The organism is Paenibacillus sp. J22FR21, assembly GCF_056269135.1.
On record NZ_JBWDNJ010000004.1, the window covers coordinates 148,430 to 174,231 of the forward strand.

Genomic DNA, 25,802 nt, shown 5'->3' on the forward strand with positions numbered 1-25,802 from the left:
ACAGTTAGCCTGCAAACCATAATCGCCTAAGCCTCAGGCGAATGCCCTCGGCTTAGACGATCGATTTCGACTTGTACTCGCTTGCCTATTTCATTTTGGCCATCGCATCTGCAATCGCTTTGTTGGCTTTATCTGCTACTGTCGGGAAGTAGTCGTACGCGGACGTTTCTTTCTGGAAGGCATCTGTACCCCAAGTGCTGTTGGTCGCCGATATTTCAGCACCACCCGGAATAAAGATGGTAGGATCGACTTCACCGATTGATGCCGCATACAGAAGCGCATCCACGTTCAGCCCTTTGTACGTTTCCATTTGCTTGAAGTGATCGGTGATTTCAGGCGTTGTGGAGTTCGGGAGCGAGCCGCCGATATCCATCAGAATCTTCTGGCCTTCTACCGTTGCAGCCCAGAACTTCATGAATTGGAACGCTTGATCCTTGTGTTTGCCTGCTTTAGTCAGGAACATCGGGTTGTTGAAGGAGGTACCTACTTGCTTCGCCGTTCCTTTAGGCGTTGGCGCAATGTCCCATTTGAATTTCCATGACGATTTAAAGCCCGGAATCGTCGGCGATACGTGGTAGTAGAACGCTGCATGACCCGTTGCGAAGATATCTCCTTCAAGTCCTGCTTCCTTCACGCGTTTGTCATTCAGCATGATGCCGTCTTTGGAAACCCAGTCCATCATGAATTGATGATCATCCATGACGTTCTGATCGTTGCCGACATAAGTAATCGTGTTCTGAAGGTCGCCGTTCAAATCCATGATGTGATCGGAATGTCCGTTTGAGGCAGCTATGTTAGCGCCAGCAAAGATGGTGAGGATGGCATCATTCGCAATGCCCCATACTTTGTCTTCCGGGTGAGTTGCTTTCTTCGACATGTCGACCAGATCCGTCCAGGACCAGTCATTCTTAGGAGCGTCAATGCCGTATTTATCGAGGATGTCTTTATTGTAGAAGAAGATGAAGGTGTCGTTACCGCGGGATAGACCGTATTGCTTGCCTTGATATTGGAATGGCTCTAGGATGCCTTTGCTGAATTGATACTCTTTGTACTCCGGATCTTCTAAGTAAGGGGTCAAATCTTCAGCCAAGCCTTGTTGTACCACATCGACGAACGTTGGATTCCAGAAAATATCGATCGGCTCGCCGGCCGCGATGCTTTGCGTTACCGCTTTAATCGTGTTCGGACCCGGATCGTTAAAAAGCCACTTAACCGTAATCCATGGATATTTCTTCGTGAAAGCATCGGAGATTTTATGCCATTCCGGGCTGTCTGCCGGTACCCAAGTGGAGATCGTAATCTCAACCGGTGTCTTATCTACTTCTTGGACCGGCTCAGCGGCTCCGTTGTCTGCTTCATTGCTCGCTGCTGCGGTGTCATTCGAGGTTGTTGCCGTGTTCGTGGTGTTTTCTTTCGTATTGGCAGAGGCGTTCTTAGCGTTGTTATTATTGCCGGAAGAACAAGCTGCGACAAGCATGACTAAGGTGAAAGCGATTACAAAAGAAATGGGCTTAAATGCGCTTCGTTTAAACAAAGGAATTCCCCCTTGATCGAAATAAAATCATGACCTTACCCTGCCATTCATCTTTCGAGAAGCCGCGCTATTCACTTTTCACGTGCTCAAGTCAGCTTATTACTACATCACCTCTTGTAAAAGTATACTTAAGTTAGATCATCTTATACCCAATACTACAACATACTTTTCCATTATACAATATGTTATTTCAACAATTAAAGTATACTTTTATGTCGAAAATTCAGGTGAAGCCGTCTTTGCTTCTCCCGTGCTGCTCCGAACGATCAATTGCGGCACAATTTCATCCCGCATCTGCTCGCTCTTCCTTTCGAACAGCAAAATTTGTGCCGCACGCCTGCCAAGCAGTAGCGTGTTCTGATTGATCGTCGTCAAGCTGGGGACTGTAAATTGACTAACCAGAATGTCATCGTAGCCGATAATGCTAATATCGTCCGGCACTAGAAGGCCTCTTTTGCCAGCTGCTTTAATCGCTCCGATAGCCTTGCTGTCGCTTGTTGCAAATATGGCCGTTGGCCGCTGCTCAAGCGACATCAGCCTGTTCAGCCCTTCCGCCCCCATCTGCTCCGACTCGCGCTCCCCATCAACCACGCAAACCAGGTCCAAATCAAAGGCTACGCGGTGCTGGGTTAGCGCCAATTTGTAGCCCTGCAGACGAAGCGCAAACTCCTGATTCATCTCAACCGGTGATTTTCCCGTCAAAACAATGCCAATGCGTTCATGACCGAGCGACAGCAGATGCTCCGTAGCCAGATATCCGCCTATGAAATTGTCTACGATTACGTAAGGAATTTGAAGATGCGGGTAGTAGAAATGAACGGTGACGAGTCGTTTGCCTTCATCCTTCCAGCGTCTAAGCAGATCAAGCGGCATTTCGTTTCCATTCTTCAAGTGGGGATGCAGAATGATGCCGATATCATCGCCCTCGGGCATTTGAAATTCATCATCCATCCCCCAAATATAGAAGGGAATGCCGTGCTGCTCGCACTCTTCCTTGATTCCGGTCAATAAATCCGCGAAGAAGCGGTGATGATAGGCAGAGGCAATTTCATTGTTATAGACAAAATAAATTTGACTAAGCTCCGCCCGTTGCTGCTGCTGCAATCCGTTATAGCCCGTACGTTCCGTCTCCGTCTTCAGAAAACTGCCTTTCCCGCGCGTACGGCTAATAATCCCTTCGTTGGCCAGCTCTGCCAATGCTCTGCGCGAAGTAATTTCCGAGGTGTTGTACATGCGGGCAAGCTCGATCTGGGTCGGCAGCGGCTCATTGTGGCGTATTTTGCCCTCTGCAATCTGCCGCTTTAGATCCTCGATGATATGCTGATAGACATGTTTTCTTCTTCCACGCACGAACATTCCTCCCTACCTGACCCATATTCATGCCATGGAGTGCTCGGTTTCCTCCTGCGGGACAATGCGAAGCGGATAATTGGCATCTGCATCAATCCGATAGTTTGAAGGTACTTCGGCGGTACCGGTGAGCCCATCCGGACCCGTCTTCCACTTGATGGTCATCGTTTGATCGCCGGGCAAAGGCAGAACCGCTTCCGCCGACTCGACTCCATCATAAGGGGACTTCAGATGAATGATCCCGCTCCCCAAATCGGATAAATCTGCACCAAACACGAGCTCATTGAGCAGATACGCCGGCGATGCCCCCCAGCCATGACAAGCGCTGACAGGAATGCCCTCTTGCAGATAAGTCGGTGTATGGCCTTGATAGGTGCTCGGAATGGTGCAGGCAGGCATCTCCGCATCGAAGGTTTCCCACCAGGTCGTCGCTCCGCGACTCAACATCTCGCCCCAATAGCTGCGGATGAGCGACAATGCTTGTTCTCGGCGTCCGACATTGCGCAATACTTCGAGCACGATATGTTGGAAGAAGGGTCCTCTAACCGGCGGGAGTTTTTTGGCGAAATAGTAGTCGTCCAAGAAACGGTTCGTCGCTTCTTCCGTCATTATGCCGCACCAGGCTGCCATGAAATTTGTTTGCAGCGAATAGTTGTTGGATAACGAATCGCCGTCCAAGCAATCTACGAACAGTCCCTTCTCTTCTACCCACAGATGTGTACGAATGGCTTCCGCAAGGCTCAGCGCTTCCGCATCGGCTTGTTCTGCCTTGCTATCCGCAGGATCCAACGCACGCAGCATATCGGAGTATACCTTCAGCGCCTTGTATCGCAGGAAGGAGATCGCGGCAACCTTGTCGCGGCGGTCTATATCGTCCGTCCAATCGATAAAACACCAATACCCTGTCCGATCTGCCCGCGCGAACAGTCCCGTATCATCGCTTTGCTGTCTGAACCAGTCGATCAAGCGATCGGTAACCGGCTGAAGCTCCGCGAGCAGCGCCGAATCGCCGGAGTACCGCCAATAATCATGTAAGCCGATTAGCCAATAGGCGCAGAAATCCGGCAGCAGCATACCGTTATGCTCCGGACCGGTTCCCGGAATCGAGCCATCTGCCAGCTGAATGCGAGCGCCTTGAAGCAGACATTTGCGCAGCAGAGCCGTGTCCGCAAAGTTGGCGTAGATGATTTTGCCCATAACCATGGAATCCACCACCCACAGCGCCTTCTCGCGCCAAGGGCAATCCTCCGTATGATCATGAGAGTTCATTCGCGTCGTATACAAGCTCACCTCATGGATGCGGTTCAACAGATCATCCGAGCTGCCGAACTGCGTCTGCCTGGTAAACGGATATCCGACTTTCTCGCAGCTGAGCGAGGTGACTGTGACGGGAACCGGAGTCGCCATGAACGTGAGCTTCAAATATTGAAACACGCGCCGGCCGAATGGCTGTAGACGTTGGTAGCCCCGTTTGAGCACGAAGGTGTCTACTTCCTGCAGCTCCAGCGATTCTCCATAAGCGATTCGGATGACCCCGCCTTCCGCAGCGTCAATCTCGAGAATCGGCCTGCCGACAACAATTCGGCCGAAGTCATATACGACTGCAGGCATAGAGCCTGGTCTGGAAGCATCTGCCTTTAGGACGGTAGCTAAGTGTGGGTCTGTTGTCTCTTGAGTGTCTGCTGAAGCTGCCAGTAGAGATTCCGGCCCCGTTACGCTGCCTAGGTTCAATTCTGTACGTATAATGGCGGAGGCTTGGCACTCCTCGGTTGCAAGAAAGGGAATTTCACGTGCAATGAGGCGCGGCCACGGGCTGTTCGGATCGCACGCTTGTGCAAGCTCCTGCGAATCCGCCCATGCTGAGTTTGATTCTTTATAGTGAAGCTGCCGCCATTCGTCATCTTGCTGCGCCAGATAGATCTCTTTAAAGCCGCCCCATAAACTAAGCCGTTCATTGGTCGTGCGGAAGCGAGGGGACAGCCTTGATTTCCATGTGTGGTCAGTTGCTGAGATGACGGTTGCAACGTTAGCTTCCTCGACCACGAGTTGGGCGATGATGCCCGCTTCGCCTTGCATTTGGTTCGTAATGATGTTGGACTCGCCGAATTGGTAGCCCAGCACTGAAATGACATTATCGCCTGCTTGCAAGTAACGACCTACTTCATACGAATCATAGTACTGATAATCCGGCGTACATGGCGAAGGCCCGCGGCCGACCCATTGTCCGTTAATCCAGAGATTGTACTCCAGCCTTGCCGACAGATGAAGTACCGGTTGTTGCGCAAGCTCCGATGGCTCAAGATGAATTACTTTACGGAAATCAACATATTGGTTTTTGCAATCACCGCGCTGCTCCAGCCATATCCAGTTCGCATCCCATCTCATAGCCGATCTCCTCTATGTCCAATTTGCTTAATCTGACAACCTTAGATGAGTTAAGTATATTATGCAATTGTATTATTATCAATACGTATACATTATATTTTTTAATGTATAAAAAAGAGCCCTACTAATCATCTATTGATGATTAAGTACGGCTTTTTCGCATTTCATGATATGAAATAGGATACCTTATCGTTCGCGCAGCGCCTCGATGGCTTCTTCATCAAGCTCAATGCCGAGTCCCGGCGCCTTAGGCAGCAGCACTTCGCCGTCCTTGAACGTAAACAAGCCCGGTTTCTTCAGGATTCGATCTATATTCTTAACCGACTCTTCCGGTGTAAGCGGCGGGAAAATCAGTGCATACTCCAGCATCGAGCAAGAAGCGATGGAGGCTCCGACCTGCATCGTCGTCGTCCAGTCCAGACCGCTGGTTCCATGTAGTATGCATGGAACGCCGAAAGCTTCGGCGAGCGTACAAGCCTTGCGACATGGCCAGATCCCACCGCTGATCGCCGCATCCGGCTGCAGGATATCGACGGCTTGTTGGACCAAGTAGTCTCTGAATATAGGCAGCTCCTGCGCGAATTCCCCGCCGGTAATCGGAAGATCGACTTCCTCGGCGAGACGTCGATAGGATGCCAGATCATCACGGGCGAACGGCTCCTCAAGCCAATTCGCATCGACTGCCTCCAAGCCGCGCGCAACCTGAAGCGCTTGCTCGTAGGTCCAGATCCAGCCCGGCAGATGCGCGGTACGATCCAGCATTAGCTCTACTTTATCGCGGCCCCCGATCCGTTTGCGAACAAGCTCCAGCACGCGCACATCATCCATTGGATCCGGACGCCATGCGCGGATTTTGAACCGTTTATGACCCATTTCATAATATCGAACGAGCTGCTCCGCTTGATCCTCGATGGCAATATGCGATTGATCCGACTCTCCCGGCCATACGCACGTCAAATAATAAGGCATCGATTCTCTGGCGCTGCCAAGCAAGGAGCGTACCGGCAGCCCTGCCGCCTTGCCGGCAATATCCCACAAGGCATGCTCGACCGACGGACAGCCTGCAAGTGCGCCGCTTTGCAGATGCGCTTCAATGTCGAGCGGGCTCTTGCCAAGCAGGCGCGGCTTCACCTGCTGCTCCAGCTTACTCGCATCGGTTAACCGAAAGCCGTAGCCGGTAACGCCTTGGTCGGTTTGAATCCGGGTTAGACCTACGCTCGTTACGCGAAGATCATCCGGCTGAGTCGGCGGCGGAGCTAATCGAACTGTAAACGTCTCGATATTCGTAATTCTCATCCTGGCTCACTCCAATTCATTATTATGAATGATAAGTATACTGTAGGTGGAATTATGTCATTTCAAAGTATACATCGATAAAGAGGTCTTGTAAATTATCAATCTGGGTCGATTACTGAATACGGCAGCTAATAACCAGGCTACTACACACCATGTGCGGCACCTGCTACCTCTCTTTATTTCTTCTAATTGTGCCGTTAGAGTTTATTAATTAGCAGTTGGCGGTTAGCGGGCAGCAGTCTGCGCTCTGCAGCCTTCGTTACGCACAAAAAAACCTCTGTTTCCACTTCATAAGTGGCCACAGAGGCTTCCCCCCAATCGCATACTACCTGTCCAGCTCCAGCTTCTGCAGTCCACCTGTACTTCGATGGTAGAGAACGAATGCCATCAAACCAATCAGACCGAACAATCCAGCAGCGTAGAGCAGCCAAGAAATCGGCATCGTCTCCGACAAAGATGTGCTGAGCAGGGGCCCGATACTGCCGCGGATGCCGAACAGCATTAGATGAAGCCCGAACACAACCGCTTCACGCCCCGGAGCGAGTCGGAATACGTAAGCTAGGAAGCCGATATCCCAGATCGCGTCCCCTAAGCCTTGAATGCCGCTGCCAATCATAACAGCCGGCAAATTGCTGAAGATGGCATACAATATGGGGACGATCGCGAACGCAGCTAAACCATAAGCTACGGTTTGTTTGGCCGACAACTTATCAATTACACTGCCGACAACAAAATAAGAAACAAGCAGACAGGTAAAATAAGTCGCTCGCGCATAGCCAATTTCCGTATTCGTAAGCTCCAGCCAATTTACTTGAATAATTTGATACAGCGGCTGAGCGATAATGTTGCCGAAACCCGTAAATGTGCAAGCCAGGAAGAAGATCGCCAGCTCGCGATTCTGCTTGATGAGCTGCAGCTGCTCTTTAAGTGAAGCTCGCTTCGCAGTCTGCAGCTTGGACGGCGCTTCCTTACGCGCTTTCACCTTTGCGAAAACGAGAATGGAGATCACCCCGGTGATGGAAGCAAACAGCAGCGGCCCGGAGGGCCCGCTGACATCGATCCACTTGCCAATCATGAATGCGGTCGGAATCATAATGATTCCCATGGCTACTCTTGTATTGCCCATAAGCTTCCCGCGATGCTCAGGCGGATACATTCGGACGACCATCGAAGCATAGGCCGGCGCCTGCACCCCCATCAACGTATGGAATGCTAACGCTGCAACGACATACATCAAGGGAACGCCAAAAAATGCAGGCAGTATGATAAGTGCCCTTGCGATCAAGTTGGGAATCACGATAAACGGTTTCGGGTCGCCTGAGCGTTCAATCCAGCTTGCCCATAACGGAGAAAGCAGCAAACCAATTGCCGGAGCCGCTGACAGCAGTCCGACCTGGATATTGGAAGCTCCCTGCTGAATCGCCATCGGGATGTAAAACTGGTTGAACACAACATTAAAGAAGCTGAATAACACCGAGGCCGTGGCATCAAAGCAGAAATTATGCCAGGCTCTTGGACCGAGCTGCAGCCGCAGCGTCGAGACTAGCGATTTTATGGCATTCATATTCTATCGTTACCCTTCATAATTAGATCATTTTTCAGAGTATAGTATAACACTCCTTACGTCTTTTGGCGTCTATTTTCCATTTTGACAAACCGTCTTGCATGGGGGCATAATGAACGTTAAGAGAACGTAAAGAGTTCGTTAAGAGATTACCAGATCAAGCTTGTGTATAGGAGGATTTCACCATGCCGCTTTGGCGCCTTAAACGGCTGTTTCAGATGAGGCCGTTTATTTTTTTCACCCTTATATTAGTCATTAAATCGACATTAGCGTGGCTCGTTATCTTTGACGGAGGTCCATCTTGGACGCTGCTCGTCACGGAGCTTCCATTCTTTTGGATCCTATTCTGCTTAATTGAATGGTTCGCCACCAAACGTAAGCTGGCGCTGTATGTGACGGTTAATTTACTTGTCACCGCGATCTTGTTCGCCGTCATTATGTATTACAAATATTTTGGAATCATCGTGACCTATCATGCACTGGAGCAGGTCAATCAAGTAACGGCCGTGAAGAGCAGCGTGTTCTCACTCCTGGATCCTTATTATTTGTTTATTTTTCTCGATATTATCGTGTTTACTTTCCTGCTCGTCAGACGATCGAAATTTCAAGGCTGGAAAACCTTCAGTCAGATCCCGCTTAGCCGATCCGTGATCTCGCTTGTTTTCATCATTTCGCTTGCACTGTGCCTCTTCAATATATTGCCCAATCGTGCCAGCATGAATGAAATTGTCAAAGCAGAAGAGATGGGTATACTCAATTACGAAATCTATACGATCTTCGCGGATGACAATACACCGAAAACACCGATGAAGGAGATTACCCGTGAGCTCATCGATGAAACAAAAGGAATCACGGAGCCCGCAGCACCTAATTACGCGAGCGTGGCAGCAGGCAAGAACCTTATTATTTTGCAAATGGAATCGCTGCAGAATTTCTTGATCGGACTCCAAATCGACGGACAAGAAATTACGCCGAATATGAACAAATTAGCTCGCGAGCATATGTATTTCCCTAATTTCTATCAGCAGGTCGGCCAAGGCAACACCTCCGATGCTGAATTCGTCGTGAATACGTCGTTCTATATTCCGCCGCGAGGCGCAGCAACGATGGCTTACAGTGACAGAGAACTGCCGAGCCTCCCTCGAATTATGGATCAGAACGGCTACCAGAGCGCTACGTTCCATACGAATGTCGTGGAATTCTGGAACCGAATCGGGCTTTATAAAGCGCTTGGATTTGACAAATACTATGATCAATCCTTCTTCGGCAAAGAAGATATGGTATTCTTCGGCCCTTCCGACGAGGTGTTGTACAAGAAAACAGCCGAACAGCTAGATAACATGCAGCAATCCGGCAAACCGTTCTATGCGCAAATTATATCCATGTCGTCCCATCACCCCTTCACAATTCCCGAGGCGAAATACAAAATGAAACTGCCTGAGCGTTATGAAGGTACTTTTGTAGGTGATTATATTCGCGCTCAGAATTACGCCGACTATGCGCTTGGCTTGTTAATTGACGATCTGAAGGCTCGCGGAATTTGGGATAACAGCGTATTCGTAACGTATGGCGACCACCTTGGTCTGCCGGTCTACTCGTTAGACAACGACGACAAGAAGCTGATGCGTGAAATCTACGGTCATGAATACGGGTTTACCGACATGATCAACATTCCGTTAATTATCTCGGCTCCCGGTATTACGGCACCGGCGAAGCTTCCGCAAATTGGCGGTCAATCGGATATTATGCCAACGATCGCGAATTTGCTTGGCATTTCTTTAGCGGATCACATTCACTTCGGGCAAGATCTGCTCAATCAAACGTCGAACATTCTGCCGGAACGTTACTACCTGCCTACCGGATCGATGATTAACGATCAAGAATTGTTTATTCCGGGTACTGCCTATAGTGACGGCACCCATTACCCGCTGCGTGGCACTGTTCAGAATGGATCAACGGTATCCGAGGATCAATACAATCGCGCACTAAAGCTGCTTCATCTATCAGACAGCTACGTGAGTCAGCTGCCGCCGTTGAAGCCTTAACTACAACATCCTATGCCATTAATAAAAGCACTCTTCTCGCTAGCCGGTCATGATGCCGCTAATGAGGAGAGTGCTTTATTTGGGTGCATGTGGATACATTTTATCCGTACAACCCGTATTTGATTTCACAAACTGTGCCTTGCCCCGACTCGCTTGTGAATAAGATTTCCCCGCCCATGACCTTGACGAGACTGACGACGACCATCAACCCAAGTCCCGTGCCCTTCTCCTTCGTTGTGAAGAACGGCATTCCGATTCGTCTTAGCTGCAACTTGCTCATGCCCACTCCGGTATCGGAAATCTGAATGCATACCTGCCCCTTCTCAATCCGAGTCGAAACCGTTAACAAACCGCCTGCCGGCATCGCTTCAACAGCATTCTTCATTAGGTTCAACAGACATTGCTGAAACTTCTTCGGTTCCCCCATAATGTAGACGGCGTTCTTCTGCTGATGCATAATTTGGATTTCGATGCTGGACATAACAGACAGCGGCGCTATCCACGGAATGAGCCCTTCGATCTCCGCGATCACATTGATCGGTCTCGCTTCATCAATCGTCGGTTTGGCATAGTTCAAGAAATCCGTTATGACCGCATTCGCATGCTCCACTCCTTCTATGGCATGCAAGCGATATCGTTCCATGGATTCGCTGTTGACGCCGGGCTTCGCCATCATTTGGAGAAATCCCTGTGCCGTTGTAAGCGGATTGCGGATTTCATGGGAAATCGAGGCCGCCAGCTCGCCAATCATATGGAACTTCTCGGCTTTATAAAGCTCTTCCTGCATATTCTCCTGACTTCTAACCTTATTGCAGGTTATGACGACAACAACAGCGGAGAACATCGTTCCAAGAGATAAGGCCAGCACTTGAGCCGCACTCAGTCCATCACTGTCAGGATACACCACGAGGAACACAACAAAATGTATAAGCATGAACAACAATGCATATCCCATTGTCCGTGAAAGCTCACTCTTCCATAACATCCGGTAATGAAACCATAGTCCCAGCAGCAATAATACGAGATTGCTTGCCAGATTTGCCTCGATATCCGTACCCACAAGGAAATATCCGCAAAGCGTAACCGCCGCACAAATCATTATTCCGGGAACCGCCCCTTCAAACACCGCCGCCATCATAATGCCGATCGGCATGAGATGCAGCGAGAAAACAAGCGGATCAATGGGCTCGATGATTTGGTAACAGGTAGATAACGCTACCATGATGATCGCGATTACCTGCTTCCTTCGCCGAGCCGACAGCATGATCCTTGGGCTTATAAATACAAATGTACAAGACGCTAATATATAGAGCAAACCATGAAATTGATAAATTAGGATGGCGGACATGGGTGTGGAACACGACTCCCTCTAGTAGGTTCGACAATAGAATAGTAAAAAATAACTATTTTTCTCATCTAACTATAACATAGAGTTATATGTTATATCTCCATTATTGGGAAAGATGTTCAATTATGGTTCCATCCATTTTGTGTAAATTTCATTCAACTGTTCTTGTACTTGCTCCCTTTCGCGCCAACGCTGAGCGAGCTTATCCACTCCGAGCAGCTCTGACTTCTCGTTCAGCTCCGTATCCATCTCTGCCAACCGGGCTTCGAGCTGGCTGATTTGCTGCTCCAGCTTCTCCAAGTTGGGCTGCTTCGAGGAGGATTGGGCATGAAGGTCCACTGCTTGATTTCGCTTAACCGGAGATACATCCTTCTTCATGACGGGCGGCAGACTCTCATCCGTACGAAGCTGCTTGCGCTTCTCGGCATATTCATCGTAAGCGCCGAGGTACACCGTGAGCGCAGCTCGATCGAGCTCCCACACTTTATTCGCCAGTCGATTAATAAAATAACGATCATGCGATATCGCAAGAATCGAACCGGGGAAGTCTTCCAGCGCATCCTCAAGCGCTTCTCTGGAGGCGATGTCCATATGATTAGTCGGTTCATCCAGCAGCAGCAAATTCGGCTTCTTCAGGATGAGCAGCGCGAGCCGCAGCCGCGTCCACTCCCCTCCCGATAACTGGCTTACGCTCTTGAACACATCTCCTTGGGTGAATAGATACCGCGCCAAATGCGAGCGAGCTTCGCCCTCCTCCATCCCCGCAGCCTCACGGAAATATGCGAGCACATTCTTCTTATCATCCGCAGGATATTGCTGCTGAGCCAAATAACCGATATCCACGCGTGCCCCGATATCGACCGTTCCGCTGTCCGGCGCTTCCGTTCCGAGAATCAGCTTGATCAGGGTCGTTTTGCCCGTTCCGTTAGGGCCAAGCAGCATAATCTTCTCGCCGTATAGCAGCATCCCGTTGACCTCGTGCAACAGCTTGCGCTCACCGTAGCTCTTGGTTAATCCCTGAAATTCAACGACCCGTTTACCGGAGCGATCTGCCAGCTGGAGCTGAAACTCCGCTCCTTTCGGATCAAGCACCGGACGCTTCAGCCTCTCCATCCGATCCAGTGCCTTCTGCATCGAAGCCGCCCTTCGGAAGAACTTCTCGCTGCCGCCGATTCTGCCCCACTCATGCAGCTGCTTAATTGTCTCTTTCATCTTCTTGATAACCTTCTGCTGCTCTTGGTACTCGGCAAACTGCTGCAGCAGCTGCGATTCCTTCTCCTTCACATAACCGCTGTAATTGCTATGGTAAGTAACGGCTTCGCCGTCTTCGATATCGATTATTTTCTTAACGACATGGTCCAGAAACATCCTGTCATGCGAAACAATCAAGCAAGTACCGTCATATCCGTTCAGATACGACTCCAGCCACTGCACGCCTTGCAAATCCAAATGATTGGTCGGTTCATCCAGCAGCAGCAGCTCAGGCTTGCTGATAAGCTGCGCCGCAAGTCCAATCTTCGTCTTCTCCCCGCCGGATAAGGTGCCATACCGTCTTCCGTACATCTCACGCGGAATTAGCAGCCCCGTCGCAACCGTATCAATCTTCGCATCGAGCTCGTAGCCGCCTTCATTCTGAAATCGCTCCTGCAGCACGGAGTATTCACGAAGCAGCTGCTCCAGCCGCTTCTCGCTCGTTCCCGGATCGGACATTTCCAGCTCCAGCTTCGTCATTTGCGCTTTGCATGCTAAGAGCTCCGCATACCCGGATGCCAGCACATCGTATACCGTACTATCGTCCCAAGCCGCCGGGATTTGTGCCAAATATCCGATTTTCGTATCCTTGCGAATCGTGAGCTGCCCTTCATCCGGTTTAGATAGCCTTGCGATGAGCGAGATCAAGGTGGATTTACCGCTTCCATTGCGGCCAACCAACCCTACCCGCTCCCCTTCGTGAATTTCAAATGTAACGTCTTCAAGCACTAGCGTCGCGCCGTAATATTTCTTTATATGTTGACCATTAACGATAATCATCATGGAATCCTCCCAGTTGTTTCGGAAGATCGCCCCTCTATTGAAACCAACAAAAAAAAGCCGCAGGAAAATGCCCTGCGACTCTTCGGTCTTTACCGATCGAGGTCTAAGGTAGGCGTCTTCGCTTGAGTGATGGTGCCGTATTGGCAAATTTGGACAGACTGCTCCCGTTAGGTCCAAATGTATGCACGATGCCAGCCATAGCAATCGGCAGCTGGCTAATACGGTTGTTCACCATTTCTGAATTCATCCTACCCCACACCTCCTTCCTAATATTTATCTAACAATAACACAGATTACAACCGTGCCGCAAGAAGGCCATGAAGAAACGGGCTATCGCCGTAAAAAAAGCTCATATCACTGTCCGCCCTCCCATACATATAGCTATGAAGCACACTCGCATTACAAGGGGGAAGCGAAATTGCACCAGGATGAGATCAAAGCATTAGAGCGAGCTATTGACGAGATCACTGAGATTGCACAAGGATTTGGCCTCGATTTCTACCCGATGCGGTATGAAATATGCCCGGCCGATATCATTTATACATTCGGCGCTTACGGCATGCCTACCCGGTTCAGCCATTGGAGCTTTGGCAAAACATTTAATAAAATGAAGATGCAGTATGATTTTGGCCTCAGTAAAATCTATGAGCTTGTCATTAACTCCAACCCTTGCTATGCCTTTCTGCTGGATGGCAACTCACTCATACAGAATAAGCTGATTGTCGCGCACGTATTGGCACACTGTGACTTCTTCAAGAACAATGCGCGCTTCAGCGCTACGAACCGTAATATGGTGGAAAGCATGTCCGCCACGGCCGAGCGTGTGAGTCAATACGAGATGGAGTATGGAACCGATGCCGTTGAGAAATTCATCGACGCTGTCCTCGCTATTCAAGAGCATGTCGACTCCACTATTATCCGGCCATATAAGCTGGATAAAGCCCATTACATCGAGCTGCTCAATAAAGCCAATCAAGTCGACAAAGTAGCGCGCCAATCACAATATGACGATCTATGGACGCTTGATGCAGAAGTACAAGCGGAGCAAGCGAGCCTCAAAGCTGCCAATAATGAACCGAAGAAATTCCCTCCTCAGCCGGAGAAGGATCTGATCTGGTTCATTGAGGAATACTCCCCGAATTTGCAGGATTGGCAGCGCGACATCATGTCCATGCTGCGGGATGAGATGCTCTATTTCTGGCCGCAAATCGAGACGAAAATCATGAACGAAGGCTGGGCTTCCTACTGGCATCAGCGGATCCTACGCGAGCTAGATTTAACGAGCGCGGAAACGATCGAATTTGCCTCGCTCAATTCTGCCGTTGTGCAGCCGTCGAGACATTCACTGAATCCCTATTACTTAGGGCTCAAGATCTTTGAAGATATTGAGCGCCGCTGGGATAACCCGACCAAGGAGGAGCAGGATCGCTTCGGACGCAAACCGGGTCTTGGGCGGGAAAAAATCTTCGAAGTGCGTGAGTTCGACTCCGATATTTCATTCCTGCGTAATTATTTGACGAAGAAGCTTGTGGGCGATCTAGATCTCTACGTCTTCGAGAAGAAAGGCGCGGAATGGAAAATCACCGATAAAGCATGGGAGTCCGTCCGCGACCAGCTCGTGACTTCAAGGGTCAACGGCGGCTTCCCAAGCTTAGTCGTAACGGATGGCGACTTTAACCGCGTCGGCGAGCTGTTCCTCTTCCACCAATATGAAGGGGTCGAGCTGGATTTGAAATACGTGGAGCGCACGCTCCCTCACGTCGTTCAGCTGTGGGGCAAATCCGTGCACCTTGAGACGGTCGTCGAGGACAAACGAATCGTATTCAGCTGCGACGGCAAGAAAACGAGCCGAAAATTCATTTAACGAGAAAAGATCGCATTCCCATGCAGCCACCCAGGTGACTGCGGGCATGCGATCTTTTTGTTGATCTATGCGTATCTCCATCACAGCACGAAAAAAGACCGCATCCCCAAACACTCCGGGGATACGATCTGCTAGGCCTCGACCCTTCTCACATCAACCTTCACTTCCAAATTCGCTTCGCTCGTTCCCCGGTAGACACCTTTAACAGGGACGATATCTTTATAATCCCGGCCATGGCCCAGCTTCACGTAACGTTCGCCGACCAGCGCATCATTCGTAGGATCGAACCCGCACCAGCCAAGACCCGGCGCATAGGCCTCCACCCAAGCATGTGAAGCCTGCTCGAAATCCGCGTTGCCCCCGCGCAAGTCACCGACAAAGTGATAACCGCTCACATAACGAGCCGGCACACCTTTCGAGCGACATGCCGCGATCATCAGATGGGCAAAATCCTGACAGACACCGCGACGTCTGCGCATCATGTCTCCTGCGATGGTGTGCACATTGGTCGCTTCCGGATCGTATACGAACTCGTTGCGTATCCGATTGGAAACATAGGCCAGCCAGCTGTATACGCCCTGCTCTTTCTCATTGGGATCACTTAGCAGAGGCGTTTCCGCAAATGCCGCAACCTCAGGCGTAATGCCTGTATACTCCGTAGGCAGCAAATATTCGGCAAACCGGTTCATCGCTCCGTCCGTCGCCAGCCAATCCCATGCTTGCTTAGGCGTCATGCCTTCCTGACCTTCAATCGGTTTAACGGCTTCCTTCGTGACGACCGTCATCTGCGTGCGAATGATCAACCTGCGATGCTGGTCATTGACAGAGAACGCGTGCACGCGATTGCCGAAATAATCGTCATAACTAAAGAGCGGTGCATTCGGCTCCACCGAGATGGAATGCTGATAACACGATTGCTGCTCATTCGTAAATGGCGTCAGCCGGATTTCATTGACACTGTCCATAACCGGATCCTTGTACGAGTATTGCGTTGTGTGCGAGATGCAAAGCTTCATGCGCTGACCTCCCCCATACGAAAAAAGGTATGAGCAAACGACACCCCCAGCTGCCCCGCAGCTTGGAGTAAATGTCCTGTAACTCGCCCTTCCTCATCCCGCTGCAAATCCTCCCGCTCCAAACAAGCCAGCTCCGCCTTCAGCTTCACCACTTGCCGGATGATCCGATCATGTGCCGTACGAAGCTGCTTCTCCTGCAGCTGAATACCGCGCAAATGCTCATCGAGAGCATGCAGAGAGTAATGAACGGAGCGTGGGAACACTTCATTCAGAATAAGGAACTCCATAATCGCTTCCTGCGAGAAACCATCCGCGTAATAACGTCGGAAAGTTTGGTAGCCACTAACGGAACGCAGCACCGCTTGCAGGAATGGATACACATCATTACCGCTATCCATATCCGAAGGGAGCAAGGTTCTGGACGTAATCGCAGATTGCATAATGCGAAGCGTATTCTCTGTTCGTTCCAGATAACGGCCGCATTCAATGAAATGGAACTCGTTCTCGCGCGGCATTACCGACTGTGTGATCCCTTGAAAGAGAGCCGTCCATTCTTTAATTTTGCCAAAAAATTGATGAGGCGACTCCCGGGTCCAATCCCCTGCCTGCTTCTCACGCAGCCACAGATAGAAACCGTTCGTCACATCCCACAGCTCACTCGGCAGCTTCTCCCGAAGCGTCCTTACGTTATCCCGAGCATGATTAACGCATGTAACGAGGGAATTCGCATTGTCGCGATCAAGGGTGATATACAGCACAACATCCTGTTCCGTGTAAGTGCCGTACTGCGACTCGTATGCGGCTCTGCTGCCGAGTGCATCGACGATCCGCCCCCATTTGCACAGCGATTGGGCCTTCTCGCCTGGTTCGCCTTTCGGTATCGTATGCGAGTCATCTGACTGAAGGTGATAGTGAACATCGATTAGCCGAGCATGGTTCTCCGCCCGTTCCATGTACCGCCCGATCCAAAACAAAGCCTCTGCATTCCGGTTCAGCATCGTCCATCCCTCCGCTTCCTATAATCGTTAACGACTAAGCACCCACGTATCTTTTACGCCGCCGCCCTGCGAAGAGTTCACGACTAAAGAGCCTTCCTGAAGCGCTACACGAGTCAATCCGCCCGGAATAACATGGGTTTGAGCGCCCATGAGCACAAATACGCGTAAATCAATATGGCGCGGCTGCATAGCCCCTCCGAGCATCACCGGCGCCCGTGACAGCTTCATCGTCGTTTGAGCGATGTAACGCCCAGGATCACGGCGGATGGCGTCTGCGAATGCATGTATCTCCTTGGAGGAAGCAGCAGGGCCAATAAGCATCCCGTAACCGCCGGAGAGAGAGGTTTCCTTGACTACAAGCTGATCCAGATTATCCAGTACATACTCCCGTTCTTCCTTGCGTGACAAAATGTAAGTAGGTACATTATGCAGAATGGGTTCCTCACCTAAGTAATAACGGACCATATCCGGTACATACGCATAGATCGCTTTGTCGTCTGCCACGCCTGTGCCCGGGGCATTGGCGATGGCAACGTTGCCTGCCCGATAAGCATTCATGAGACCCGGAACTCCGAGCAGCGAATCCGCTTGGAATGCTAATGGATCCAAATATTCATCATCAAGTCTTCTGTAGATGACATCTACCTGACGCAAGCCTCGAAGATCGCGCAAATAGATTTTGTGATCCTTGTAGACCAGATCGCGGCCTTCCACCAGATGGATTCCCATTTGCTGAGCCAGAAATGCATGCTCGAAGTAGGCGGAATTGTAAGCACCCGGAGTCAGCAGTACAATAAGCGGGTTCGGCTTCCCCGATGGCGCCAAGCTGCGCAGCGAGCTGAGAAACACATTCAAGCTGCGCTCGATATCCGCAACCGAACTGTTCAAGTACAAATCGGAGAACAGCTCACTCATCAAGCTTCTCCCTTTATATAAGTAAGAAAACCCTGACGGTGTACGAAGATTATCCTCCAGCACAAAATAGCGGCCCTTCTCGTCCTTAATTAAATCTATGCCGGATGCGGTCATATAGACGTTCTGCGGGACTTGCAGACCTGCCATCTCCGGTCGAAAATATTTATTACCGATGATCATTTGTCTTGGGATGATGCCGTCATTGACGATACGCTGTTCATGATAGACGTCACGGATAAAGGCATTCAACGCTTTAACCCGCTGCTTCATACCGCGTTCAATGCTTTCCCATTCATGCTTTGGAATGATGCGCGGAATGTAGTCAAACGGGATTGTACGCTCGAGCGGCTCGTTCTGATTCTGGGTGTAGAGTGTAAACGTGATTCCTTCCTCCAGCATCCGCTGTTGAATGGTTGTGTGGCGCGCTGTCAGCTCCGGCGGCTTCATACGGGCGAACGTTCGATGAACACTTTCATAATGTGGTCGTACATTAAGATCTTTATCGAACATTTCGTCGTAGAAAGATTGTGAATCGTAAGGATCGAATTGTGATTTCATCGCCATCGACATGTCAACCGCCTCCAAAGCCATCAGTGTCACTATCATGTCAGTTTTTGCACTATCTTGTCTGTTTCATCGTACTCAATTTGGATTATATTACTAAGATCATACTCAATGAGGTCACCTATGTCAACTTATATAACACATAAAAGGCCCGATATAGGCAGCCTTTACAGTAATTTAAGGAATATTATTGTTAGGTTACGCTTACACGCCTTCCTACCACATTACGCAGCGGAAGTCGCGTAGGTTACCCCTTCATTTTCTCGAATAATCAGGTGCTTTACTTTGTCGACGTTCGCTCCCGATACCGTGGCATATAAGCCGCCTCCGCTTTCGGCTGAATCATCGAAGTACACATTTCGTTCAACCGGATTGTAGCATACAGCTGCCGCCATATTAACAACAACGTTGCGATCAAGTCGCTCATAGCCGAATGGTCCAAATACGAGCGTCACTTGCTCCATCGTCTGAGGATACTGATAGCTCGCTCCACTCTTGGTCACAAACTTGGGCCCATTCGAAGAATGTGACACGAAGCATATCTTATCCATTGGAACCCACTCGCTTTCTCCGTTCTTGTTCAGCAGCAACAACTGCATGTCCAACACCCCTTCTGCAACAAAATAAGAACTTATGTTCTTATTCTAACAGATGATTGGTTTGCCTGTACACCGCCTACATGCTTGTACCTCTCTAATCGAATGAAGGCCGCAGTACGCAACTTGCGCGTACTGCGGCACTCTCACTCTACTATCGGTTAAGCAAGCTTCCTACGTAACGCAGCAGCTCGTTGGAACAGACCGGGCAGTATCCATGCTCATCAATCAGCCGCTTTGTTACTTCATTAATACGCTTGAGTTGTTTCTCATCCGGCGTTTTGGTCGAAGTCGTGATTTTTACGATATCCTTTAGATCCGTAAACAGCTTCTTCTCGATCGCTTCGCGCAGCCGTTCATGGCTGTAGTAATCGAATTTCTTACCTTTACGAGAGTACGAGGAAATCCGAATCAATATCTCTTCTCGGAACGCTTTCTTCGCATTCTCCGATACTCCGATTTGTTCCTCGATCGAACGCATGAGCCGCTCATCCGGATCCATCTCTTCGCCCGTAAGCGGGTCTTTGATCTTCGCCCAGTTGCAGTACGATTCAATGTTATCGAGATAATTCTCGAATAGCGTTCTTGCGGACTCTTCGAAGGAGTAGACGAACGCCTTCTGAATTTCTTTCTTGGCGAGTCCGTCATATTCTTTCCTGGCTGTGGAAATAAAATTTAAGTATCGCTCCCGCTCTTCCTTCGTAATCGAAGGATGCTGATCAAGTCCGTCTTTCAATGCACGCAGCACATCAAGGGCATTGATACATTGCAGGTCCTGCTTTATGAGCGCGCTCGAAATCCGATTGATGACATAGCGCGGGTCAATACCCGACATGCCTTCTTCGATGTATTCCGACTGCATTTCCTTCAGATCCGCTTCCTTGTAGCCTTCAATCTCCTCGCCGTCATACATGCGCATTTTCTTAACGAGGTCCATCCCTTGCTTCTTCGTCTCTTTCAGTCGAGTCAAGATGGAGAAGATTGCCGCAGAGCGCAGCGAGTGCGGCGCGATATGAATGTGTTTCATATCGCTTTGACCGATTAGCTTGTTGTAAATCTTCTCTTCCTCCGACACCTTCAGGTTGTAAGGGATCGGCATAACGATCATCCGGGATTGCAGCGCCTCGTTCTTCTTATTGGCGATAAAGGACTTATACTCGGTTTCATTCGTATGCGCGATGATAAGCTCATCCGCTGAGATCAAGGCAAATCGGCCGGCTTTGAAATTGCCCTCTTGGGTCAGAGAAAGCAAATTCCAGAGAAACTTCTCATCGCATTTGAGCATCTCTTGGAACTCCATCAGACCGCGGTTCGCTTTGTTCAGCTCGCCATCGAATCGATAGGCACGCGGATCGGATTCTGAACCGAACTCCGTTATGGTGGAGAAATCGATGCTTCCTGTCAAATCGGCAATATCCTGAGACTTCGGATCAGATGGGCTGAACGTTCCAATCCCGATACGGTTCTCCTCGGAAATCAATACACGTTCGACTTGGACATTCTCAATATCGCCGCTGTATTCCGTTCTTACTCGCATCTGACAGGATGGGCACAGATTGCCTTCGATTCGGACACCAAGCTCCCGCTCTGCTTCAGGCCGCAGTTCATGCGGGATAAGATGCAGCGGATCCTCATGCATCGGGCAGCCTTTAATTGCGTATACAGCTCCTCGTTCTGTTCTGGAGAACTGTTCGAGGCCTCGCTTGAGCATCGTAACAATGGTGGATTTGCCGCCGCTGACAGGTCCCATAAGCAGCAATATCCGTTTCCTCACATCAAGCCGCCGGGCTGATGAATGGAAGTATTCCTCTACAAGCTTCTCAACGGCACGATCCAAGCCGAATATTTCTTGTTCGAAAAACTTGTATTTCTTCGCTGTGCCACCATCATCCACAACCCCGAACGACTCGATCATCTCATAAACACGAGAATGCGCGGTCATGGCCGGAGTAGGATCTCGCTTCAGCAGGTCGATGTAGTCCTTGAAAGATCCGCTCCAAGCAAGTTTTTCGCCTTCCGCTCTGTACGCCGATATCCGTTTCAAAATATCCATGCCGTAACCTCCTATAAGTTTTGCGATTGCAAAACTCACTTCGTAAGCCTATACTCCGACCAGCCTGATGCCACTTACTAGAACGCCTCATGCATGCGGGTAATATTTATCCAGCCATCTAAAGCTGCCCGGCATTTTTTATTGAAGTATTACATTCCTATGCGCTTTCGCAAGGGAAGTTGCCCTATTTTTTAAACAAGATTCCGCCATAATTCGCACTCTGCAGACACTAATTTTACAAAATGTTAATTCTGTTAAAACGAGCATCTGCCCGTCTCTATTGCGCTCGAAGCTATATGTATGAAGACTTGACTCCTTCCTTCGCGCTCCTATAATCCCATGTCGAATGGCGGCGTTTGCGACAAATTTCTGGCGTGGCCGACACGAATAAAGTTGTGACACCGGATGTAACCACGAATTAATGGCTTAAGGGGATGTCCATAATGTGCTATAATCGTGAACAGACTACCCTCCAACGGAATCGAGGCGATGAATTGGCTGTCAAACACGAAACCGAGCTGTATCCGCCAATCAAGTCTTATTTTGAGAAACAGGGATTTGAGGTAAAGAGCGAGGTCATGCATTGCGATCTCGTTGCGATCCATCCGGATACGAATGAAACCATATTGGTGGAAATGAAGAAAACCTTCAATCTCGCGCTGCTGCTCCAAGGTATCGAGAGGCTGCGATTAAACAGCCATGTTATCCTCGCCGTCGAACGCAATCGCAAGAAGGTCGGTGCACACAATCAGCGTTTTGGCGACCTGACCGAGCTGTGCCGCATGCTTGGTATCGGCTTGATGACGGTAACCTTCTTCAAGACCAAATCACCTGTGCTGGAGATGCTTTGTCAACCAGGTGATCCGCCGGTGAGAGGACAGCGGCGCGTCCGTCAAGCACGGCTGCTCACCGAGTTTCGTGAACGCAGCGGCGACTATAATACCGGTGGCAGCAACAACCGCAAGCTCGTCACCGCGTATCGGGAGAAGGCACTTCGTGTGGCATGGGCGCTTAGCCGGCACGGCGAGCTTTCCCCACGCGCAGCAGCGGAGCTGACAGGAATTCCGCGAGCCAACCATTTTCTCCAGAAAGATTACTACGGCTGGTTTGAACGAATACGGCGAGGGCATTATAGCTTGAAACCGGACGGAGCTGCAGCGCTGAAGCAGTACAACCATATTATTGAAGCTTGGCTGCAGCAGCAGCCTGCACAAGCGTTAAACACCGCAATCATTCCTAGAAACAACTGATCAAAGGAGACCGGATACAGATGAGCGAAACGAATAGCTTTAAGATCATTGGCAATGTTGAGGATTTCCCGGAATTTCCTGCACATGTGAAATTGAACAACCAGCCGTATTACATTGTTGAAGCACCGCGCAAGGCCGATGAAGAACAGCGTTATAATCTCATCTCGGCGATCTGTCCGCATGCAGGCGGTATTGTCAGACCGCATCTCAATGAGCTTATCTGCCCGCTGCACTACTGGTGCTTCGATAAAGCGACAGGTGAATCCACCAACATTCCGGGAGAGCAGCTGGATTGCTCGCCGCTGGAGGTTCGGGACGGACAATTTCTGCTTCAGGCCTAATTCGAACATAACCAAACAGAAGAAGCCCAGACTCCTCATAATAAGGACTCTGGGCTTCTTCTCTTAGCCTTAGACATCTATGTTCATGAATTAGCGACGCGCCAGAAACTCATTCAACGCTTCTGCGAAGCGTGAAATACCGGTCGCCATGCGCTCCCCTTGTGTATACGTAAAGTTCAGACGAGCCGTATTACGTGCAGGCTCAGCCGCATAGAAGGATGAGCCGGGAACGAAGGCCACATTCTTCTTCACAGCTGCGCGAAGCAGTGCTTCGGCATCCAGTCCTTCAGGCAGCTCCAGCCAAAGGAACATACCGCCTTTAGGCTCGATCCACTTCACATCGCTCCAGCCCTGCTGCGTCAGCAGCTTCTGCATTTGCTGCATACGGTCGCCATACGCCTGTCTGATCACTTGAATGTGATCATCCAGCGAGAAATGCCGGAGCAGCTGATCCAGCGTCTGCTGATCGAGTGAACTGGAGTGCAGATCAGCCGCTTGTTTCGCTTTCGCCATCATCGAGATCACGTTGCGATTGCCGATTGCCCAGCCTGTACGAAGCGCCGGTGCTACTGTTTTGGAGAAGGTACTTGTATAAAGGACATTGCCGCCATCTGCTTTACCATCAAGCGAGAACAAGGTCGGATAGTCGGCATTGACATCAAATTTAATATCCCCGTATGGATCATCCTCCAGAATGGGAACACCATAACGATGGCTTAGTTCAAGCAGTCCTTTGCGGCGCTCCATGCTCCAAACACGCCCCGTTGGATTACCGAATGTCGGCACCACATAGATCAATCTAGGTTTATGCTGCTTGATGAGACGCTCCGCTTCCGCAATGATCATGCCGTCTTTATCGCTGGCAACGGGAACAACATCCAAACCGCTTAGATTAAATACCTGCAAGCTTGCCAAATAGGTTGGGTTCTCCACCAAGACAATATCGCCCGGCTCCATCAGGACGCGAGTAATCAGATCAATAGCTTGCTGCGAACCGGTGGTCATGATCATTTCATCCGGCTGGACGGGCATGCCCTTCTGTGCCATCCGCACACAAAGCTGCTCACGAAGCGGCAAGAATCCCTCCGTAAGAGCGTACTGCAACGTATTCTTACCGGAACGGAATACCCGCTCGGACGCCTCTCTTACCGCGTCAATCGGAAACAATTCTTCGGCAGGCAAACCGCCTGCGAACGAAATAATCTCTTTGCCTTGCGTTAGCTTCAATATGTCGCGAACAGCAGATGATTGCAGCCGTTCGACATGATTCGAAAACCGGTATTCCACGTTCATTCCCTCCCCATTTCCTTTATCACACATTTTACGCGCAATTGGTGATGGGAGCAACTAGAAGAACGCTTTACAACATACGGATTTATTCGGTTTTCTTCAATTTGTTACAGCGTTCACCAATGTGTTGTATTTTATGTCTGAGGCAGAATTACTGCAACATCTTGTTCACAACTTTGTTCGTTTTCTTTTTGCATGTCGTTGGGTATAATAAAGTGGAGTATGTATGATATGTACTGGCAGCTTAGGAGGGAATACGAATGACCATTAATTTTCTTATCGTCCTCACTGTCTCGGCCTTGTTTCTGATCGCCATGTGTACGGCGTCTTACAATGACGACAAGACTAAAGGTTTGTAATGCAATAGGACCAAGAGGTTCAACAAAAAGAAGCTTTCAACGATTGTTGACAATCGTCGGAAGCTTCTTTTTTGATGCAAATGGAGTTCCACACTGAGTTAACCCCGGCGCAGTCCTGCCATCTCTGTCATACATCCTCCGCACAGGTAACGCTCTTTAAACTCGCGTACACCCTCAAGTGTGCCACAGAACACACAACGGGGACGATAACGTTCCAAAATGATATGATCACCCTGAACAAGAATCTCAACGGGGTCCCCTTCATTCATTTGGTATCTTTTACGTAGCGATTTTGGCAATACGATACGCCCTAATTGATCCACTTTACGCACAACACCAGCCGGTTTCACAAATTCACATCTCCTGTAGTCGCATTTTGCAAGTAAACGTCATATGACAGTTGCTCCCTACTAGGTTCGATAATGACCGGTGATTTCCTGCAATTATTTCGATTTTCTTAGTATTCTGCAATAATAAACGCCTAAATATAAATTAATCTTAACTTAACCCCACAAAACCGTTTTGTCGAAATGCCTCGAACACCACAATTGCCGCAGAATTCGATAAATTTAGCGATCTTACTTTGTCGGTCATCGGCACTCGAATACAGGTATCAGGATGCGCATCAAGCACATCTTGCGGAAGCCCCTTGGTCTCTTTCCCAAACACGAAGAAATCTCCGTCTTTATATTGATGCTCCGAATACACCTTCGAACTTCTCGTGCTTGCGCAGAAGAAGCGCCCCTCCGGATACAATTCCTTTAGCTCCTGGAACGAATCATGATAGTGAACCTCTACTGCATGCCAATAATCCAACCCCGCCCGTTTCAATGTCTTATCGTCTGTGTTAAAACCCAGAGGCCGAACCAGATGAAGAATTGTACCTGTTGCAGCACAAGTACGTGCAATATTGCCGGTATTTGCCGGTATTTCCGGTTCAACGAGAACGATATGAAATGCCATTTGTTATCAAATCTCCTTCACATTTTACACAGCTTTT

The 25,802-nt window shown here is 49.7% G+C and carries 20 protein-coding genes; 4 read left to right on the forward strand and 16 right to left on the reverse strand.

What is annotated here, in order from left to right:
- Positions 1 to 85 precede the first annotated feature (85 nt).
- The 5 genes from AC0YNS_RS16105 to AC0YNS_RS16125 form a co-directional block, all read right to left on the reverse strand.
- Positions 86 to 1,534 carry an ABC transporter substrate-binding protein gene (locus tag AC0YNS_RS16105; protein WP_475782011.1) on the reverse strand — a complete coding sequence of 483 codons (1,449 nt, stop codon included), beginning with the start codon at positions 1,532 to 1,534 and terminating at the stop codon, positions 86 to 88.
- Positions 1,535 to 1,744: 210 nt separating this feature from the next.
- Positions 1,745 to 2,884, reverse strand: coding sequence for a LacI family DNA-binding transcriptional regulator (locus tag AC0YNS_RS16110; RefSeq protein ID WP_475782012.1), 1,140 nt, complete (start codon positions 2,882 to 2,884; stop codon positions 1,745 to 1,747).
- A 27-nt stretch (positions 2,885 to 2,911) separates the two neighbouring features.
- A complete protein-coding gene (locus AC0YNS_RS16115) occupies positions 2,912 to 5,269 on the reverse strand; it encodes a family 78 glycoside hydrolase catalytic domain (RefSeq protein ID WP_475782013.1) in 2,358 nt (785 codons plus the stop codon).
- Between the two features lie 186 nt (positions 5,270 to 5,455).
- Positions 5,456 to 6,565, reverse strand: coding sequence for a mandelate racemase/muconate lactonizing enzyme family protein (locus AC0YNS_RS16120; protein ID WP_475782014.1), 1,110 nt, complete (start codon positions 6,563 to 6,565; stop codon positions 5,456 to 5,458).
- A gap of 325 nt (positions 6,566 to 6,890) precedes the next feature.
- Complete coding sequence (locus AC0YNS_RS16125; RefSeq protein WP_475782015.1) at positions 6,891 to 8,129, reverse strand: MFS transporter; 1,239 nt, start codon at positions 8,127 to 8,129, stop codon at positions 6,891 to 6,893.
- A gap of 185 nt (positions 8,130 to 8,314) precedes the next feature.
- On the opposite strand from AC0YNS_RS16125, the gene AC0YNS_RS16130 reads away from it, so the two are divergent.
- A complete protein-coding gene (locus AC0YNS_RS16130) occupies positions 8,315 to 10,174 on the forward strand; it encodes an LTA synthase family protein (protein WP_475782016.1) in 1,860 nt (619 codons plus the stop codon).
- A 100-nt stretch (positions 10,175 to 10,274) separates the two neighbouring features.
- On the opposite strand, the gene AC0YNS_RS16135 is transcribed toward AC0YNS_RS16130, so the two are convergent.
- The 3 genes from AC0YNS_RS16135 to AC0YNS_RS16145 form a co-directional block, all read right to left on the reverse strand.
- Positions 10,275 to 11,438 (reverse strand): ATP-binding protein, encoded by a 1,164-nt coding sequence (locus tag AC0YNS_RS16135; protein ID WP_475782017.1) that lies wholly within the window; start codon positions 11,436 to 11,438, stop codon positions 10,275 to 10,277.
- Between the two features lie 207 nt (positions 11,439 to 11,645).
- Complete coding sequence (abc-f, locus tag AC0YNS_RS16140) at positions 11,646 to 13,553, reverse strand: ribosomal protection-like ABC-F family protein (protein WP_475782457.1); 1,908 nt, start codon at positions 13,551 to 13,553, stop codon at positions 11,646 to 11,648.
- A 106-nt stretch (positions 13,554 to 13,659) separates the two neighbouring features.
- Positions 13,660 to 13,803, reverse strand: coding sequence for an RAxF-45 family protein (locus tag AC0YNS_RS16145; protein ID WP_475782018.1), 144 nt, complete (start codon positions 13,801 to 13,803; stop codon positions 13,660 to 13,662).
- A gap of 171 nt (positions 13,804 to 13,974) precedes the next feature.
- Between AC0YNS_RS16145 and AC0YNS_RS16150 the strand changes: the two genes are divergently transcribed.
- Entirely contained in the window at positions 13,975 to 15,420 is a 1,446-nt protein-coding gene (locus AC0YNS_RS16150) for a SpoVR family protein (protein ID WP_475782019.1), read from the forward strand.
- A 131-nt stretch (positions 15,421 to 15,551) separates the two neighbouring features.
- Here the strand turns inward: AC0YNS_RS16150 and AC0YNS_RS16155 are convergent, their stop codons facing one another.
- The 5 genes from AC0YNS_RS16155 to AC0YNS_RS16175 form a co-directional block, all read right to left on the reverse strand.
- Positions 15,552 to 16,436 carry a transglutaminase family protein gene (locus tag AC0YNS_RS16155; protein ID WP_475782020.1) on the reverse strand — a complete coding sequence of 295 codons (885 nt, stop codon included), beginning with the start codon at positions 16,434 to 16,436 and terminating at the stop codon, positions 15,552 to 15,554.
- Entirely contained in the window at positions 16,433 to 17,434 is a 1,002-nt protein-coding gene (locus tag AC0YNS_RS16160) for an alpha-E domain-containing protein (protein ID WP_475782021.1), read from the reverse strand. The genes AC0YNS_RS16155 and AC0YNS_RS16160 overlap by 4 nt, the downstream gene beginning before the upstream one ends.
- 27 nt (positions 17,435 to 17,461) lie before the next feature.
- Complete coding sequence (locus tag AC0YNS_RS16165) at positions 17,462 to 18,919, reverse strand: circularly permuted type 2 ATP-grasp protein (RefSeq protein ID WP_475782022.1); 1,458 nt, start codon at positions 18,917 to 18,919, stop codon at positions 17,462 to 17,464.
- Positions 18,920 to 19,137: 218 nt separating this feature from the next.
- A complete protein-coding gene (locus AC0YNS_RS16170; RefSeq protein WP_475782023.1) occupies positions 19,138 to 19,512 on the reverse strand; it encodes a hypothetical protein in 375 nt (124 codons plus the stop codon).
- Between the two features lie 151 nt (positions 19,513 to 19,663).
- Positions 19,664 to 21,562, reverse strand: coding sequence for a PrkA family serine protein kinase (locus AC0YNS_RS16175; RefSeq protein WP_475782024.1), 1,899 nt, complete (start codon positions 21,560 to 21,562; stop codon positions 19,664 to 19,666).
- 443 nt (positions 21,563 to 22,005) lie between these two features.
- Between AC0YNS_RS16175 and AC0YNS_RS16180 the strand changes: the two genes are divergently transcribed.
- Positions 22,006 to 22,812 (forward strand): DUF2161 domain-containing phosphodiesterase, encoded by an 807-nt coding sequence (locus AC0YNS_RS16180; protein ID WP_475782025.1) that lies wholly within the window; start codon positions 22,006 to 22,008, stop codon positions 22,810 to 22,812.
- 20 nt (positions 22,813 to 22,832) lie between these two features.
- Positions 22,833 to 23,153, forward strand: coding sequence for a Rieske (2Fe-2S) protein (locus AC0YNS_RS16185; protein ID WP_475782026.1), 321 nt, complete (start codon positions 22,833 to 22,835; stop codon positions 23,151 to 23,153).
- A 90-nt stretch (positions 23,154 to 23,243) separates the two neighbouring features.
- Here the strand turns inward: AC0YNS_RS16185 and AC0YNS_RS16190 are convergent, their stop codons facing one another.
- From AC0YNS_RS16190 to trmL, 3 genes are all read right to left on the reverse strand, one after another.
- Positions 23,244 to 24,440 carry an aminotransferase-like domain-containing protein gene (locus AC0YNS_RS16190; RefSeq protein ID WP_475782027.1) on the reverse strand — a complete coding sequence of 399 codons (1,197 nt, stop codon included), beginning with the start codon at positions 24,438 to 24,440 and terminating at the stop codon, positions 23,244 to 23,246.
- 460 nt (positions 24,441 to 24,900) lie between these two features.
- Positions 24,901 to 25,152: an AbrB/MazE/SpoVT family DNA-binding domain-containing protein gene (locus AC0YNS_RS16195; RefSeq protein WP_475782028.1), complete on the reverse strand. Its 252-nt coding sequence runs from the start codon at positions 25,150 to 25,152 to the stop codon at positions 24,901 to 24,903.
- A gap of 148 nt (positions 25,153 to 25,300) precedes the next feature.
- Positions 25,301 to 25,765, reverse strand: a complete 465-nt coding sequence (trmL, locus tag AC0YNS_RS16200) for a tRNA (uridine(34)/cytosine(34)/5-carboxymethylaminomethyluridine(34)-2'-O)-methyltransferase TrmL (RefSeq protein ID WP_475782029.1) — start codon at positions 25,763 to 25,765, stop codon at positions 25,301 to 25,303.
- Positions 25,766 to 25,802: the final 37 nt, after the last annotated feature.